Source organism: Cellulomonas terrae, assembly GCF_007990265.1.
Classification (GTDB): Bacteria; Actinomycetota; Actinomycetes; order Actinomycetales; family Cellulomonadaceae; genus Cellulomonas; species Cellulomonas terrae.
In genome coordinates, this window is sequence record NZ_BJWH01000006.1 from 73,163 (window position 1) to 89,667 (window position 16,505).

General features: G+C 73.1%; 13 protein-coding genes. 3 read left to right on the plus strand and 10 right to left on the minus strand.

The annotated features are described in order from the left end of the window. Nucleotides 1-42: 42 nt before the first annotated feature. Together dapD and CTE05_RS07860 are read left to right on the plus strand one after the other, a co-directional pair. Nucleotides 43-990: a 2,3,4,5-tetrahydropyridine-2,6-dicarboxylate N-succinyltransferase gene (dapD, locus tag CTE05_RS07855; protein WP_146845569.1), complete on the plus strand. Its 948-nt coding sequence runs from the start codon at nt 43-45 to the stop codon at nt 988-990. Continuing rightward, a complete protein-coding gene (locus CTE05_RS07860; protein WP_146845570.1) occupies nt 987-1,859 on the plus strand; it encodes a hypothetical protein in 873 nt (290 codons plus the stop codon). The genes dapD and CTE05_RS07860 overlap by 4 nt, the downstream gene beginning before the upstream one ends. Here the strand turns inward: CTE05_RS07860 and CTE05_RS07865 are convergent. The 3 genes from CTE05_RS07865 to fdxA all read right to left on the minus strand — a co-directional run bounded on the left by CTE05_RS07865 (nt 1,856) and on the right by fdxA (nt 4,820). Beyond that, nucleotides 1,856-3,154: a citrate synthase gene (locus CTE05_RS07865; RefSeq protein WP_146845571.1), complete on the minus strand. Its 1,299-nt coding sequence runs from the start codon at nt 3,152-3,154 to the stop codon at nt 1,856-1,858. The genes CTE05_RS07860 and CTE05_RS07865 overlap by 4 nt on opposite strands. A gap of 198 nt (nt 3,155-3,352) precedes the next feature. Continuing rightward, nucleotides 3,353-4,483: a succinyldiaminopimelate transaminase gene (gene dapC, locus CTE05_RS07870; RefSeq protein WP_186814777.1), complete on the minus strand. Its 1,131-nt coding sequence runs from the start codon at nt 4,481-4,483 to the stop codon at nt 3,353-3,355. A 10-nt stretch (nt 4,484-4,493) separates the two neighbouring features. Beyond that, on the minus strand, nt 4,494-4,820 hold the full coding sequence (gene fdxA, locus CTE05_RS07875; RefSeq protein WP_028050935.1) for a ferredoxin: 327 nt from the start codon (nt 4,818-4,820) through the stop codon (nt 4,494-4,496). 84 nt (nt 4,821-4,904) lie between these two features. On the opposite strand from fdxA, the gene CTE05_RS07880 reads away from it, so the two are divergent. Then, nucleotides 4,905-5,177: a hypothetical protein gene (locus tag CTE05_RS07880; RefSeq protein WP_146845572.1), complete on the plus strand. Its 273-nt coding sequence runs from the start codon at nt 4,905-4,907 to the stop codon at nt 5,175-5,177. Here the strand turns inward: CTE05_RS07880 and CTE05_RS07885 are convergent, their stop codons facing one another. From CTE05_RS07885 to CTE05_RS07915, 7 genes are all read right to left on the minus strand, one after another. Beyond that, nucleotides 5,178-8,489, minus strand: coding sequence for a VanW family protein (locus CTE05_RS07885; protein WP_146845573.1), 3,312 nt, complete (start codon nt 8,487-8,489; stop codon nt 5,178-5,180). A gap of 203 nt (nt 8,490-8,692) precedes the next feature. Next, nucleotides 8,693-9,178, minus strand: a complete 486-nt coding sequence (locus CTE05_RS07890) for a flavin reductase family protein (RefSeq protein WP_146845574.1) — start codon at nt 9,176-9,178, stop codon at nt 8,693-8,695. Further along, a complete protein-coding gene (locus CTE05_RS07895) occupies nt 9,175-9,570 on the minus strand; it encodes a DUF6113 family protein (RefSeq protein ID WP_146845575.1) in 396 nt (131 codons plus the stop codon). Before CTE05_RS07895 ends, CTE05_RS07890 begins: the two co-directional genes overlap by 4 nt. Nucleotides 9,571-9,575: 5 nt before the next feature. Then, entirely contained in the window at nt 9,576-10,526 is a 951-nt protein-coding gene (gene mshB / locus CTE05_RS07900; protein ID WP_146845576.1) for an N-acetyl-1-D-myo-inositol-2-amino-2-deoxy-alpha-D-glucopyranoside deacetylase, read from the minus strand. Nucleotides 10,527-10,533: 7 nt separating this feature from the next. Next, entirely contained in the window at nt 10,534-12,489 is a 1,956-nt protein-coding gene (gene typA, locus CTE05_RS07905) for a translational GTPase TypA (protein ID WP_146845577.1), read from the minus strand. A 106-nt stretch (nt 12,490-12,595) separates the two neighbouring features. Further along, a complete protein-coding gene (locus CTE05_RS07910; protein WP_146845578.1) occupies nt 12,596-14,401 on the minus strand; it encodes an ABC transporter substrate-binding protein in 1,806 nt (601 codons plus the stop codon). Nucleotides 14,402-14,586: 185 nt separating this feature from the next. Next, entirely contained in the window at nt 14,587-16,431 is a 1,845-nt protein-coding gene (locus tag CTE05_RS07915; RefSeq protein ID WP_146845579.1) for an ABC transporter ATP-binding protein, read from the minus strand. Nucleotides 16,432-16,505: the final 74 nt, after the last annotated feature.

The window sequence follows — 16,505 nt, forward strand, 5'->3', positions numbered from 1 at the left end:
CGCGACCCTAGCCCGCCCGCACGGTGACCTAGGGTTGTCGCCATGACTGCACGGACGGCCTGGGGATTCGGCCTGGCCACGGTGACCGACGACGGCACCACGCTCGACGTCTGGTACCCCTCCCCAGCCCTCGGCTCGCCCGCCGACGACGCAGCCGCACCGGCGTCGCTGACCGCCTCCGCGCGCGTCGACGACGCCCGCGGCGTCCGCGTGGAGGTCGTCCGCACGGTGATCGACCTCGATGCCCCGCCGGCCGGCACCGCCGACGCGTACCTGCGGCTCCACCTGCTCTCCCACCGTCTGGTCCAGCCCCACGGGCAGAACCTCGACGGGCTCTTCGGCGCGCTGCCCAACGTCGTGTGGACCGACCGCGGCCCCTGCGCCGTCGACGGCTTCGAGGAGACCCGCAGCCGGCTGCGCGCCGCCACCGGGGTCCCCGTCACCGTCTTCGGCGTCGACAAGTTCCCGCGCATGGTCGACTACGTGCTGCCCTCCGGGGTGCGGATCGCCGACGCCGACCGGGTCCGCCTCGGCGCGCACCTCGCGGCGGGGACCACGGTCATGCACGAGGGGTTCGTCAACTTCAACGCCGGGACGCTCGGCACGTCGATGATCGAGGGTCGCGTCTCGGCCGGGGTCGTCGTCGGTGACGGGTCGGACATCGGCGGGGGCGCCTCGATCATGGGCACGCTGTCGGGCGGCGGACGGGAGACGGTCTCCATCGGCCGCCGCACCCTCCTGGGCGCCAACGCCGGGGTGGGCATCCCGCTCGGTGACGACTGCGTCGTCGAGGCGGGGCTGTACGTCACCGCCGGGACGAAGGTCGCGCTCGTCGGGTTCGAGGACTCCCCTCGCGTCGTGAAGGCGCGGGAGCTCGCCGGACGTGACGGCGTGCTGTTCCGGCGCAACTCCCTGACCGGCGGCGTCGAGGCCGTCGCCCGAGCGGGTTCCGGGGTGCAGCTGAACGCCACGCTGCACGCCAACGAGTGAGCGCTCGACGCCGGCGCGCGCGCCGGGCGGGCGTCGCCCTCGTCGTCGCGGTCGCCGTGCTGGTCGCCGGGGTCGTCGGCGTGGTCACCGTCCTGACCCGCCTGAGCCCCTCGCAGCCCACCGCCCAGCAGTGCGTCGCGGAGCTCGACGGCACCCGCTGGAAGCTCAGCCCCGACCAGGCGCAGAACGCCGGCCTGATCGCCGCGACCGGAGTCCAGCGCGGGTTGCCCGCCCGTGCCGTGACGATCGCCCTGGCCACCGCGCTGCAGGAGTCGAAGCTGGTCAATGTGGACTACGGCGACCGGGACAGCCTCGGCCTGTTCCAGCAGCGCCCCTCGCAGGGCTGGGGCACCGCGGAGCAGGTCCAGGACCCCGTGTACGCCACGGGCCGCTTCTACGACGGCCTCGTCACGGTCGAGGGCTACGAGAACCTGCCGATCACCGAGGCCGCGCAGGCCGTGCAGCGGTCCGGCTTCCCCGACGCGTACGCCCAGCACGAGACCCGGTCGCGTGCGTGGGCGTCCGCACTCACCGGGTGGTCCCCCGCCACGCTCACGTGCGACCTGCACGACGCCGAGCCGGGTTCGCCGGACGCCGTCGTCGCACGCGTGCAGCGTGACCTCGGTGCCCTGCCCGTCGCGGCGGACGAGACCGGCGCCCTGGTGCTCGACACGTCGGCCTTCGGCGCACCCGAGGACCGCGCGCGGCTCGACTGGGCCGTCGCGCACTGGGCGGTCTCCGTCGCCCAGCCCCTGGCGCTCACCTCGGTGGCCGTCGCCGACCGCACCTGGGACCGGACGGACGGCACCTGGACGGTCACCGACGCGCCCGTGCCCGCCGGGGCCGTACGGCTGACTCTCGCGAGCTAGCGGGCGTCGATCTCCGTGTAGTCGCGCGACACCGCACCCGTGTAGATCTGCCGCGGGCGACCGATCTTGGTCTGCGGGTCCGTCATCATCTCGCGCCACTGGGCGATCCAGCCGGGCATGCGGCCGAGGGCGAAGAGCGGCGTGAACATCTCCTCCGAGAAGCCCATCGCCTTGTAGATGAGACCCGTGTAGAAGTCGACGTTCGGGTACAGCTTGCGGGAGATGAAGTAGTCGTCGGAGAGCGCGATCTCCTCGAGACCCATCGCGAGGTCGAGCAGCTCGTCGTTGCCGCCGAGGGCGGACAGGACCGAGTCGGCGCTCTTCTTCACGATCGCCGCGCGAGGGTCGTAGTTCTTGTAGACGCGGTGCCCGAAGCCCATGAGGCGGACGCCGGGCTCCTTGTCCTTGACACGCTTCATGAAGTTGGTGGCGTCGCCGCCATCGGCCTGGATCTCCGTGAGCATCTTCAGCACGGCCTCGTTGGCGCCGCCGTGCAGCGGGCCGGACAGCGCGTTGATGCCGGCCGCGACCGACGCGTACAGGTTGGCCTGGCTGGAGCCGACGATGCGCACCGTCGACGTCGAGCAGTTCTGCTCGTGGTCGGCGTGCAGGATCAGCAGCTGGTCCAGCGCCTGCACGACGACCGGGTCCGCCTCGTACTGCTGGTACGGCACCGCGAACGTCATCCGCAGGAAGTCCTCGACGTAGCCGCGCGAGTAGTCCGGGTACAGCAGCGGCTCACCCTTGGACGCCCGGTGCACGTACGACGTGATGGTCCGCGTCTTGGCCAGGATCAGCACGGTGGCCAGCTCGACCGTCTCCGGGTCGTGCGGGTCCAGCGACTCCGGGTAGAACGTGGACAGCGCATTGATCGCCGACGCCATGACGGCCATCGGGTGCGCGTGGCGCGGGAACGTGCCCATGAACGTGCGGAAGTCCTCGTGCACCAGCGTGTGGCGGTTGACCCGCTCCTCGAACGCGTCCAGCTCGCTCTTCGACGGCAGTGCACCGTGGATGAGCAGGTACGCGACCTCGAGGAACGTGGAGTGCTCGGCCAGCTGCTCGATCGGGTACCCGCGGTAGCGCAGGATGCCCTGGTCGCCGTCGATGTACGTGATCTGCGACTCGCACGACGCGGTGTTCATGAAGCCCGGGTCCACGGTGACCATGCCCGTGTCGCGCAGCAGCGAGGAGACGACGATGCCGTCGTTGCCCTCGGTCGCGGTCACGATCGGCAGGTCCTTGGCCTGTCCGTCGACGATCAGCTGGACCGGCACAGTGGCGACGTCCGACATGGTGTTCCTCTCCTGCGACTCCCGGGTGACGGGGATGTCCCGCGGCGTCCGGTCGTCGGCGACTGCGCTGGATGGGCCTGCTGGGCCTGCGCGTGCGTGCCCTCGTTGGCGTGGATCGACGGTACCCGCGCGAACCGTTCCGTGACCAATCCTCGACGAGACGTTGGTCATGCTGTGACGACGATCACACCCGGCTCGCTAGGCGCCTGACAGGCGCGCTGCGGCCTCCGCGATGCTCTGGTCCGACGCCGTCAGCGCCACCCGGACGTGCTCCGCGTCGCCGTAGAACGCCCCCGGTGCCACCAGGATCCCGAGGCTCGCCAGGTCCGCGACCGTCGCCCAGCTGTCCTGGTCGCCGGACTCCGGTCGCACCCAGAGGTACAGACCGGCGTGCGAGCGGTCGATCGCGTACCCCGCACCCTCGAACGCCGCGCGCAGCACCCGGCGACGGCGCCCGTAGACCGCCCGCTGCGTGGCGACGTGCTCGTCGTCGGACAGCGCCGCGGTCGTCGCAGCCTGGACGGGGCCGGGGACGATCATGCCGGCGTGCTTGCGCACCTCCAGCAGCCGGGAGACCAGGGCGGGGTCCCCCGCGACGAACGACGCGCGGTACCCCGCGAGGTTGGACTGCTTCGACAGGGAGTACACCGCGAGCAGGCCGGTGAGGTCGCCGCCGGTCACGCGCGGGTCGAGGATGCTCGGCACGCCCGCGGACGCCCACGGCTCGTCCCAGGCCAGCTCCGCGTAGCACTCGTCCGACGCGACGACGACCGGGTGGGCCGACGCTCGCGCCGCGTCGACCACCGCACGCAGCTCGTCCACGCCCAGCACCGAGCCGTCGGGGTTGCCCGGGGAGTTCAGCCAGACCAGGCGGACGTCGCCGCCTTGCGTCAGTCGTCCCGCCGGGTCGTCGGTCGGCTCGGGCGTCGCGCCGGACAGCCGCGCCCCCACGTCGTACGTCGGGTACGCCGCGGAGGGGTGCAGGACCACGTCGCCCGCGCCGAGGCCGAGCAGGGACGGCAGGAACGCGACCAGCTCCTTGGAGCCGAGCGTGGGCAGGACGGCCGCCGGGTCGAGCCCGCGGACACCGCGCCGACGGGCGAACCAGTCGACGACGGCCTGCCGCAGCGCGGGGGTGCCGTGCGTCGTCGGATAGCCCGGCGAGTCCGACGCCTCCGCGAGCGCCTCGCGCACGAGGGTGGGCGTGGGGTCGACCGGCGTGCCGACGGACAGGTCGACGATCCCGCCCGGGAACGCGCGAGCGCGATCAGCGAACGGGGTCAGGGTGTCCCAGGGGAAGTCCGGCAGCCCGCCGGTCAGCAGACCCACCGGGAGGGCGTCAGTCGCCGTGCACGCGCAGCGGCAGCGTCGCGATGATCGGGTGGTCCTTGTCGATCTCACCCATCTTCGCGGCACCACCCGGCGAGCCGAGGTCGTCGAAGAACTCGACGTTCGCCTTGTAGTACTCGGTCCACTGCTCGGGGACGTCGTCCTCGTAGTAGATGGCCTCGACCGGGCAGACGGGCTCGCACGCGCCGCAGTCGACACACTCGTCCGGGTGGATGTACAGCGATCGCTTGCCCTCGTAGATGCAGTCCACGGGACATTCCTCGATGCACGCCTTGTCCTTGACGTCCACGCAAGGCTCGGCGATCACATACGTCACGGTCGGTCCTCCACAGGCCAGGGGTCCTCTTAGTATCGCTCACATGCGCAGGCCCGGTACGCGATGTCCATCACAGGGACACCCATGAGCACCGGAGGATGGCGCAGCTGGTCACCGGGCGTGCGCGTCGTCGTCCGGCGCCTCCGCGATGACCTGCCGGAGCCGCACCCCGACCACCCCGACCTGCACGTCCCGCAGCACACCGACGTGCTCGGCGAGCTGCTCGACGTGGACGACGACGGCGTCCTCGTGCGGACGCGGCGTGGCGACGTCCGGGTGCCCGCCGCCGACATCGTGCTCACCAAGCTGGTGCCGCCCGCGCCCGTCGACCGGAGGCGCCGGCCGACGGGCGCGTGACTACGGCGCGGGAGCCGGCGGCGTCGCCGTCGGCGGCGCCCCGCAGATGACCTTGTTCTGCGGCTTGTAGCGCCACGAGTTCGACTCGGTCTTCTCCAGCGTCCCGTTCAGGTACGTCTTGCGGGTCACCGTGACGGAGAAGCCCGGGTTGCCCGCCGCCTGCGGCTCGCACGTGGGCGACTGCGAGTACACCGTCGTCGGAGCGACCACACCGGACCGCGGGCTGGTGATCGACTCGACCGTCCAGTACTTCGTGCCCCACACCCGGACGTACACGCGACCACCGGAGACCCACGCCTGCACGAGAGCCCCGTACGGCGTGTTGTTCTTCCACCGCATGTCGAGCGTGCCCGTGAAGATCGTCGCCTCGCGGCCCTCGGGGTACCGCGAGAACCACTCGCTGTGCGGCTTGTGCTCGACGTCCTCGAAGCCCGCCAGGAACGCCGCGTTGTACGTGGTCGTCGAGATCTGGCTCAGCCCGCCGCCCCACGCGTCGGTGTGCTCACCGCTCACGATCGCGCCCGCCTCGACGTACCCGTGCGCGGCGTCGATCGGACCGAGAGCCTCCGTGAGGCTGAACGTCTCCCCCGGGCGGACCAGGGTGCCGTTGATCTTGCTCGCGCCGTTCGTGATGTTGATCGTGCGGCGCGGCTCGCTGTTCAGCGGCGTGGCGAACTCCGAGACGATCTCCTTGACCCCCAGCGCCTCGAGCTCCGCGGTCGACTCCGACGGGTCCGCCTGGACGAGCTCGACCGGAGCCGTGCGGTCCCCCGCCGCCGTCGCCGCCGCGACGCTCGCCGCCAGGGCCGCCGGGTCCAGCGACGTTCCCGGGGTGCCCGGGATGATGACGGGGGCGTCGTTGACGAACTCGAAGTGCGCGTCGGCGGACTGGGTCAGCAGGTCCGGCAGCTGGGCGAGCACGACCTCCGTCAGCCCCTCGCCGTTCATCTGCAGCACCAGGCTGCCGTCCGCCGGCACGAACGACGCGTTCGCCGCCAGCGTCGGCGCGTCGAGGAGCGCGGTCCGCCCCTCCGCCGCGACCGTCACCGGCGCCGACGTCACCTGCCGCGCCTGGGCGAGCGCGGCGTCCGTCTCCTCCTGCGTGATGTCCGGCGCGACCGTCGCGGTCGGGAGCTCGATCGGGCGCGCGGACACCAGCCAGTCGTCCGCCAGCACGTCCGCCGCACCCGCCTGGTCCAGGTCCCAGCCGTCCACCGCAGCGGTCGACTGCGGCGTCGCGTCGACGAAGACGACCGTCCCGTCCACCGGCGCGAGCGCGAGCGACGTCCCGAGGTCGCCGATCGCCGCAGACAGCGCCTCGTCGTCGACCGACGTCACCGGGTCCTGCGCACCGACCCCGGCCAGGTGCGACCAGAGCCGCGCGGGGTCCGCCAGGTCCACCCCCGTCAGCTCGTCGACGGTGGCCTGCGAGTCGAACGCCAGCCCGGCTGCCACCGGGTCGACCGTCGCCTGGACGTCGTTGGCGACCACGTCGATGGGCTGCGTCGTCGCGTCCGCCAGCTCCGCGTCCAGCCGGGCGACCGCCTCGTCGGACGCAAGCCCGCCGATGTCCACCCCCGCGACCGTGGCACCGCGCGGGACCTTGTCCGCCAGGGCGTACGACGCGCCGACGTACACCGCCCCCAGCGCGACGACGACCCCCGCGACGATCAGCACGCGCTTGGGCCAGCGGCGCTTCCCGTCCTCCGCCTCGAACACGTCCAGCGGTGACCCCGCGCGCTCGGACGGCGGGACCGGACCCGACGCGATGGGAGGCTTCGGCTGGACCGGCGGCTCAGTCGTCGTCGTGGCGGGACCCACGGGCAACGGTGCGGCGGCGGTCGGGGCCGCCGCGGCCTTCTCCGACGCGGCCGTGTCCGACGTGGCCTTCTCCGGCGCGGTCGCGGCGGCCGCCGCTGCGGCAGCGAGGGTCGCGCTCGGCGCGACCGCTCCGGCCGGCGTCGGTGGGGCCGCCGCCGGGGCAGGGCGCGGCACCGTCCGGGTGACCGGGGCCGCGAGCGTCCCCACCGGCGGTGGCGGCGTCGTGGGCGCCGGAGCCGGCCGCGGTGCGGCGGCGACGGGCGCGATGACCGCCGTGGCCTCGTCCCGACCAGCGGGCTGACCGCCGGGCCGCTCGGTCGCCGCGGGAGGTGCGTCCGGGGACTCGGGTGCCGACGCGGTGTCGGCGCCCGTGCTCGTGTCCGTACCCGTGCCCGCATCGGTGTCGGGGCCCGAGACGGTGCCGGTGACTGTGTCGGTGCCGACCGGTGCCGGAGCGGTCACGTCATCGACAGCGGTCGTCGACTCCGGGGCCGCGACCTCGTCAGCGGACGCGTCGTCGGCGGTGGTCGGCTCGTCGGCGGCCGTCGGCTCGTCAGCGGTCGTGGCATCAGCAGCCGTCGGCTCGTCGGCGGTCGCGGCGTCAGCGGCCGCCACCTCGCCGTGGGTCGCCACCGTCGCGGCGGGAGCGGCAGCCACCTCGTCGTCGGTCGTCGCCGTCGCGACCTCAGCGGGCGCCGCCTCGCCGTCGGTCGCCACCGTCGCGGCGGGTGCGGCAGCCACCTCGTCGTCGGCCGCCACCGTCGCGACCTCAGCGGGCGCCGCCTCGTCAGCGGGCGCCACCTCGTCAGCGGGCGCGACACCATCAGCAGCGGGCTCGTCGGACTGCGTCTCGTCGGCCACCGTCGAGTCGAGGTCCTGCGGGTCGCCGACCGGCTCGTCCGTCCCGGCCGCGTCGCCCTCGCCGGTCGGCACGCCGTCACTCTCGCCCTCGGCGACAGGCTCGTCGGCGATCGGCTCGTCGGCGACCGGCTCGTCCGCGACAGGCTCGTCCGATACAGCCTCGTCCGATACCGGCTCGTCCGCGACCGGCTCCTCAGCGACAGGCTCGTCAGCGACCGGCTCCTCAGCGACCGGCTCGTCAGCGGCAGGCTCGTCCTCCACCGTCGCGGCCGCCTCAGCAGGCGCGTCGGGCACAGCGTCAGCGGCGGCCGGCTCGTCCGCGGGCTCGGGAGCGCTGTCGTCGGAGCCGGACTCGTCGACGGGTTCCTCGCCGGGCGCGTCGTCGGCGGGCGCGTCGTCGACGTCGTCCGCACCGACAGCCCGCTCGGACGTGGGCTCGTCGGCAGCAGGCGACTCAGCAGCCGCCTCGTCGGTGGCCTCAGGCTCCTCGACGGGATCGGTGCTGCCACCGCCACCCCACACGGGCCAGACCGGGTCCGACGACGGGCGGCTGCTCTCGGCGGGACCGGTGCCCTGAGGGCCGTCCTCGCTGCGCCGTCCCGGCTCGTCGCGCTCGGTGCCGTTAGTCATCCGCTCCCCCGCTGCTCCACGCACGCACAACGCGTCCGCGCGAGTCTACGTGCCCGGGCTAACCGAAATGGCTGCGCCACCACCCGGGCACACGTTCTCACCCGTCGGGGCGCCGGCGGGTTCCCTCGTCCCGCGGGCGCGCCGCCCAGGGCGGCGGCGACCCACGGGTGCGCGGCGTGGCGTCGGACGGAGGGCGGAGTGCGTCAGCGGACGCCGTTCAGGCGTCCGCGCAGGTGGACGAGGCCGCCCGCGCCCGCGGCGCCCTGCTCGGCGACCAGGACGGAGCCGACGACGACGTCGTGGTCGCCGGCACGGTGCACGGAGTCGGTCCGGCAGTCGAACCAGGCTGCGGCACCGTCGAGCCACACCGCGTCGGCGACGGGCGCCGGGCGGTGCGGGACGCGTGCGAGCTGGTCGACGGCGGGTCGTCCTGGTGACGCGAGCCAGTCGGCCACCGGTGCCTGGTCGTCGGCCAGGACGCTCACGGACCACGTGTCGACGTCGTCGAGCGCGTCCCGGAACCGCGCGTCGGTGTGCACGCAGAACAGGAGCATCGGCGGTTCGAGCGAGACCGACGCGATCGCGCTGGCCGTCATGGCGTGCAGGGTGCCCCGCCAGCGCAGGGTGATGACGGCGACCCCTGCGGGCAGCCGTCCGACGGCGGAGCGGAAGGCGTCCGGATCGTTCACGACGGTGGGTCGACGGCCGGGGTGCGCGGCGCCCGGGGCCGGTCGTCGAACAGGGCCCGCGGCAGCAGGGCGGCGACGACCGTCACGGCGATCGAGCCGAGCACCCACACCCAGCCGACGGCCTGCTGGTCGGGCGCGAGGGTGTCGCCGCCCGGGCCACGCTGGGTGAGGAGCTGGACGGTGACGACCAGGCCGAGCGCATAGCCGGCGAGTGCGGCGTACCCGGTCCAGGCGCGGACGGTGACCGCGGCGACGAACGCGAGCGTCAGGCAGACGATGATCCCCCACGGCGGGATGCTGCGGTGCAGCACGGTGCCGAGTGCGCCGACGAGGACCCCGAGCAGGAGGGCCGCGACGGCCGAGCCGATCGCGCCGGCGGAGAGGCGTTGCACGCGCGTCACGTTACCGGGCGGACGCCGGCGGGCCAGACGACGTCCGTCCCCGATCCCCCGGGACCCCGCCGGTACGCCTCGGTGGGCAGCACCGGCGCGAGGACACGGTTGCTGAGGGCGTAGCACGCGACGAGACCACGGTCACCGTCGACGGCGCGGATCGCCTGGACCTGCGTGGCGTGCGCGCGCAGGGCGTCCAGGAGGCGGTCACGCACGGGAAGCACGTCGACCTCGACGTCGATCTCGTCGTCGGGGACGGCGACCGACGGCAGCTCCCCGGCGGGGTCGGGGAGCTCCAGGTCGGCGTGCAGCGACCCGAGCGCGGCGACGACCGCGTCGTCACCGAGGGCCCGCAGTCCTCGCCGCAGCGCGAGGCGCCCCTGCACGGACCACAGGACCACGGGCACGGCGTGTGCGGGGGACGTCTCATCCGACCGCGAGGCGGCGAAGTCGACCGCCCACTGCGTCACCTCGTGGGTGCGCACGTGGTCGGGGTGGCCGTAGCCGCCGTCGGGCTCGTACGTGACGACCACGTCGGGGCGGCGGGACCGGATCACGCGGGCCAGCCGTTCGGCGGCCTCCTCGAGCCCGACGGCGACGAACGCCCCCTCGGGGACCTCGTCGGGAAGCCCGGCCCGGCCGGTGCCCAGCCACTCCATCCCGGAGTCCTCGAACCGCCGCTCGGTCCCGCCGGGAACGGTGTCGAGGTACCCGCGGTCACGCACGCCGAGGGCGGCCAGCGCTCTGCCCAGCTCGTGGTCCCGGTGCTCGGCGAGCGCCGGGCCGTCTCCCTCGAGGTGCGCGAGACGGGCGCCGATGACCTCGCCGCGCTCGCCGCGCGTGCAGGTCACGACGGTGACGGGGCGACCGGCGGCTGCCCACGTGGCGAGCAGCGCGCCGGTCGCGAGGGACTCGTCGTCGGGGTGCGCGTGCACCGCCAGGAGTCCCCCGGTCATGCCGAGGTCAGGCGCGCTTCGAGCGGGCCGTGATGCGCGCGCGCTCGGTCTGGTCGAGCACGACCTTGCGGATGCGCACGATCTCCGGGGTGACCTCGACGCACTCGTCCTCGCGGGCGAACTCGAGGGACTCCTCCAGCGTGAGGTTGCGCGGCGGGATGAGGTTCTCGAAGTTGTCGGCCGTCGCGGACCGCATGTTCGTGAGCTTCTTCTCCTTCGTGATGTTCACGTCCATGTCCTCGTTGCGCGAGTTCTCGCCCACGATCTGGCCCTCGTAGACCTCCTGCGTGGGCTGGACGAAGAATGAGCCGCGCTCCTGCAGGTTGATCATCGCGAACGGGGTGACGGGACCCGAGCGGTCGGCGACGAGCGAGCCGTTGATGCGCGTCTCGATCGGGCCGGCCCACGGCTCGTAGCCCTCGGCGATGGACGACGCGATGCCGGTGCCGCGGGTGTCCGTCAGGAACCGCGTGCGGAAGCCGATGAGGCCGCGCGCGGGGACCAGGAACTCCATGCGGACCCAGCCCGTGCCGTGGTTGGACATGGTCTCCATGCGGCCCTTGCGCTGCGCGAGCAGCTGGGTCACGGCGCCGAGGTACTCCTCGGGGACGTCGATCGTCATGCGCTCGACGGGCTCGTACGTCTTGCCGTCGACCTTCTTGGTGACCACCTGCGGCTTGCCGACGGTCAGCTCGAAGCCCTCGCGACGCATCTGCTCGACGAGGATCGCCAGGGCGAGCTCACCACGGCCCTGGACCTCCCAGGCGTCGGGACGCTCGGTCGGCACGACGCGCAGCGAGACGTTGCCGACGAGCTCCTTGTCGAGGCGGTCCTTGACCTGGCGGGCGGTGACCTTGTGGCCCTTGCCGCCGCGGCCGGCCAGCGGGGACGTGTTGATCCCGATGGTCATGGAGATGGCGGGGTTGTCCACCGTGATCAGCGGCAGCGGGCGCGGGTCGTCCGGGTCCGTGAGCGTCTCGCCGATGGTGATGTTCTCGATGCCGGCGACGGCCACGATGTCGCCGGGGCCGGCGGAGTCCGTGCTGACGCGCTCGAGCGCCTTCGTCTCCAGCAGCTCGGTGATCTTGACGTTCGCCAGCGTGCCGTCGGCCTTGGCCCACGCGACGGTCTGACCCTTGCGGATCGTGCCGTTGAAGACGCGCAGCAGGGCGAGGCGACCCAGGAACGGGGACGCGTCCAGGTTGGTGACGTGCGCCTGCAGCGGCGCGCCCTCGGTGTAGGTGGGCGCGGGGATCCGCTCGAGGATCGTCTTGAACAGCGGCTCGAGGTTCTCCGCGTCCGGCAGGCCACCGTCGGCCGGCTGGTTCAGCGACGCGCGGCCGGCCTTGGCGGCGGCGAACACGACCGGGACGTCGAGGATCGCGTCCAGGTCGAGGTCCGGGACGTCCTCGTGCAGGTCGGACGCCAGGCCCAGCAGCAGGTCGGTCGCCTCGTGCACGACGTCGGTGATCCGCGCGTCGGGACGGTCGGTCTTGTTCACGACGAGGATGACGGGCAGCTTGGCGACGAGCGCCTTGCGCAGCACGAAGCGCGTCTGGGGCAGCGGGCCCTCGGACGCGTCGACCAGCAGGACGACGCCGTCGACCATCGACAGGCCGCGCTCGACCTCGCCGCCGAAGTCGGCGTGGCCGGGGGTGTCGATGACGTTGATGGTGATGCCGCCGGGCTCGCCGATCTCCGCCGCCGCGGGACCCGTGTACCGGATCGCCGTGTTCTTGGCGAGGATCGTGATGCCCTTCTCGCGCTCCAGGTCACCCGAGTCCATCGCTCGCTCGTCCACGTGCGCGTGGGAGCCGAAGGAGCCGGACTGCCACAGCATGGCGTCGACGAGGGTCGTCTTGCCGTGGTCGACGTGCGCGACGATGGCGACGTTGCGCAGGTCGTTGCGCACGCTCGTGCCGGCAGACGAAGGCGCAGCCGGCGCAGTCGTGGGCTCAGACATGGGGGAACTCATCTCAGAAGGTGGGGAGCGCGCCGGGTCGCCGGTCGCGCCGATCGATTCTACCCGTACACCCGCACCCCGGCGTCAGAAGGTGACCAGACCCACGTCAGCCCGTGCGCGCCCACGCCCACCAGTCGGTCAGGTCCGCCCGGCCGAGCGCCAGCGGCTCGACGTCGGGCGCTGCGGGCGTGGTCCCGGCCGTCGGAGCGGCCGAACCGCGGGTCGCGACGACGATCGGCTGACGCACCAGCGAGAGCACCGCACCACCCGCGTCGAGGCTCTCCGCGACGGCGGCCAGCTGCCCCTCGACCGCGTCCGGGTCGACGGTCTGCGCGAGCGCCGTCGTCGCCGCGTCCGTCGCGGCGTCGGTCCAGCCGGTGACGTTCGTCGCGCCCCCCGTCCGCCACCGCGACAGGACGGAGTCGAGCGGCAGGTCCGACTGCGGCACCGGCACGAGCGCCGCGTCCCACGCGTCGGGCGCTCCGACCAGGTCCGGGCCGAGACCGTCGACCGGGGCGTACGGCTCGACCTCGAAGCCGACCTCCGCCGCCGACTCCGTGATCAGCGCGAGCATCGCGGCACGCAGCGGGTCCGTGGTGTTGACGAGCACCTGCACCGTGACCGGCTCCGTGACGCCCGCGTCCTCCAGCAGCCCGCGCGCCCCGGCGACGTCCGCCGGGCCGCTCGGTGCCACGTCCCCGCCCGCGTCCGGACCCACCGTGGGCAGCAGCGCCGACGCGACGACCGCCTCGGGCCACAGCGGTGCGACGACGTTCGCGACCAGCGCGTCCCGCGGCACCGTCAGCAGGAACGCCTGGCGCACCGCCGACGCGACCGCGGCGTCACCGCCGTACGTGGCGGGGTCGAAGGCGCCGGCCCCCGCGGTCTGGAGCTGGAGCTGGAGCGTGCTGTCCCCACCCGTGCGGACGTCGGCGCCGGTCACCTCGTCCAGCGCGTCGAGCACGTCGCGCGTGTCGGTCGGGGCGACGACGTCCGCCGAGCCTGCCGCGAGCGCCTCGACCTGCTCCAGCGGCTCCAGGTCGCTGCGCACGACCACCCGGTCGAAGCTCGCGGCGCCCTCGCCGTCGTACTCGTCGTTGCGGACCAGCTCGACACGCTCGCCCGGCACGACCAGGTCCACGGCGTACGGGCCCGTGGAGACAGCCTGGTCGACGTGCTGCGCGAGGGCGTCGGCGTCGAAGTCCGTCCGCCACGCGCCCGAGATCGCGCTGAGCGCCTCCTTGTTCTCGTCGACGATCGCCGTCGACACCGCCGCAGCAGCCTCTGCCGGGTCCTCGACCCCCAGCGCGCTCTGCCCGACCACGTGCGCGGGGACGTTGACGTCGAGCGCGACCTGCCAGTCCGGGACGGGCGTCGCGTAGACGAGGGTCAGCGTCGCCCCGTCGACCGTCGGCAGCTGCTGCGCCTGCACGAGCGCGGGCGACGCCGCCGCGAACGCGACCCCGGCGTCGAGCTCGTCGTCGTTGGTGATCTCGCCCTGCGCGTCGAGCTCGGGCGCCACGTCGTCGAGCTGACCGCTGCGGGCCGCCCACTCGAGCAGCAGGTCGGCGGGCGTGACGGGCGTGCCGTCGGACCAGGTCGCCGCCGGGTCGATCGTGTACCGCACCGTCAGGGGTGCGTCGCTGACCTTCTCGACGGTCCCGAAGCCCTCGTCGAGCACAGCGGTGCCGTCCTCGTCGATCGAGACGAACCCGGCCTGCACCAGGGAGCGGATCAGCGTGCTGCCCGGGGCGCGACCCTCGGCCGTCCCGCCGTTCAACGACGTGAACGGCATCCCCACGGTCACGACCGCCGTGCCGGTCCGGTCGGGCTGCGGCGTCTCCTGCGTGCAGCCCCCGACCGCCACCAGCGCGACCAGCGCGACGAGCCCGAACCGTGATCCCTTGAACACCGCGCGCCTCCACCAGACCGACATCATCGAGGCGGACCACCGCACCCCGTCATCGAGGTGTATCGGTCGTCTCCGCCAGGAGGTCAACCATGCCGGACACACCTGCCGGAATCGGCAGAAGAGCGACAGACGCGCCGCGAGCGCCGTCCCCGGGGGAACGGCGCTCGCGTCGCCGGCGCACCGGGTCAGAACCCGCGGCCGGTCATCCGCTCGTTGTCGACGTCGGTGATGTCGTGCGCGTCGATCTTCTCGGCGTCGGCGGCGTGCAGCAGCTCCTCGCGCTCGAGCTCGTCGCGCTGCGCCTCGAGCAGGGCGTCGCGCGCCTCCCGACGGGCCTGCTGCGCAGCAGGGTCCGGCACCGGCACGGCCGCGAGCAGCCGCTGCGTGTACGGGTCCTTCGGGCTGTTGACCACCTGCGCGGTCTCGCCGACCTCGACGAGCTTGCCGTTGTGCATGACCGCGATGCGGTCGGCGAGCATCTCGACGACGGCGAGGTCGTGGCTGATGAACAGGCAGGCGAAGCCGTGCTCGCGCTGGAGGTCCTGGAACAGGGCGAGCACCGTCGCCTGCACCGAGACGTCGAGTGCGGACGTCGGCTCGTCGGCCACGAGCAGCTGCGGCTCCAGCGCGAGCGAGCGGGCGATGCCGACGCGCTGGCGCTGACCGCCCGAGAGCTCGTGCGGGTACCGGTTGCGCATGGCACGCGGCAGCTGGACCTGGTCCAGCAGCGTCTCGACGGCCTTCGACATCGCGGCGCCCTTGAGCCCGCGGTGCAGCAGCAGCGGCTCCGCGATGGACTCGCCGATGGGCAGGCGCGGGTTGAGCGACGAGCCCGGGTCCTGGAAGACGATCCCGACCTTCGTGCGCAGGGGCTTCAGGTCGTTGTGCGAGGCCCCGACCATGTCCTGGCCGACGATCCGCAGCGAGCCCGACGTCACGGGCAGCAGCCCGACGACGGCGCGGCCGATGGTGGTCTTGCCCGACCCGGACTCCCCGACCAGGCCGATGACCTCACCGGCACGGATGGTCAGGTCGACCCCGTCGACGGCCCGGAACGCAGGAGTGCGTCGGCGGCCCGGGTACTCGATGACCATCTGCTGGGCCTCGAGGACGATCGCCCGGTCCGAGGTGGTGGCGACGGGCGCGTCCGTGACGGGGGTCGCGGTCGTCCCGGACTGCTCCGCCTCGGGCGCCTCGGCGCTGCGGCCCAGGTGCGGCACGGCGTCGAGCAGCTTGATCGTGTACGGGTGCTGCGGGTTCGCGAACAACTGACGCGCCACACCCTGCTCGACGACCTTGCCGTCCTTCATCACGATCATCGTGTCGGCCATGTCGGCGACGACACCCATGTCGTGGGTGATCAGGACGATGCCCGAGTCGATCCGGGAGCGCAGGTCCCGCATGAGCTTGAGGATCTCGGCCTGGACCGTGACGTCGAGGGCCGTCGTCGGCTCGTCCGCGATGAGGAGCTTCGGGTCGCACGCCAGCGCCTGGGCGATCATCGCGCGCTGCCGCTGACCGCCGGACAGCTGGTGCGGGTACGCGTCGATCCGCGTCTCGGGGTTGGGGATCTCCACGAGGCGCAGGAGCTCGAGCGCCCGCACGCGGGCGTCCGCCGGGCCCATCTCGAAGTGGGTCCGCAGGGTCTCGATGATCTGGAAGCCGATGGTGAAGACCGGGTTCAGCGCGGTCATCGGCTCCTGGAAGATCATCGCGATCTCCTTGCCGCGGATCCGGCGCAGCTTGTGCGCCGGCATCCCGATGAGCTCGCGGTCCCCGATCACGGCCGAGCCGCGGGCGCGACCGTTCGGCGGGAGCAGACCCATGAGGGCCATCGACGACTGCGTCTTGCCGGAGCCCGACTCGCCGACGATCGCGAGGACCTCCCCGGGTCGCACGTCGTAGCTGATGCCGGTCGCCGCCGGGTACCACGTGCCGTCGACGTAGAAGTCGACGCCGAGGTCCCGCACCTGGAGCACCGGGGTGCGGGTGTCGGTGGGCGGCGGGGCGTCCGAGATGTCGATGGCCATCAGGATCCTTCCTGCGCACGGCGGGCGCGTCCGGTCCGGACGGTCACCACCTGCGGTTCTGCGAGCATGGGCAT

Coding starts and splice junctions, on each gene's coding strand:
- dapD (WP_146845569.1), top strand. CDS start 43: ATGACTGCACGGACGGCCTGGGGATTCGGCCTGGCCACGGTGACCGAC.
- CTE05_RS07865 (WP_146845571.1), bottom strand. CDS start 3,154: ATGTCGGACGTCGCCACTGTGCCGGTCCAGCTGATCGTCGACGGACAG.
- CTE05_RS07880 (WP_146845572.1), top strand. CDS start 4,905: ATGAGCACCGGAGGATGGCGCAGCTGGTCACCGGGCGTGCGCGTCGTC.
- CTE05_RS07885 (WP_146845573.1), bottom strand. CDS start 8,489: ATGACTAACGGCACCGAGCGCGACGAGCCGGGACGGCGCAGCGAGGAC.
- mshB (WP_146845576.1), bottom strand. CDS start 10,526: ATGACCGGGGGACTCCTGGCGGTGCACGCGCACCCCGACGACGAGTCC.
- typA (WP_146845577.1), bottom strand. CDS start 12,489: ATGTCTGAGCCCACGACTGCGCCGGCTGCGCCTTCGTCTGCCGGCACG.
- CTE05_RS07915 (WP_146845579.1), bottom strand. CDS start 16,431: ATGGCCATCGACATCTCGGACGCCCCGCCGCCCACCGACACCCGCACC.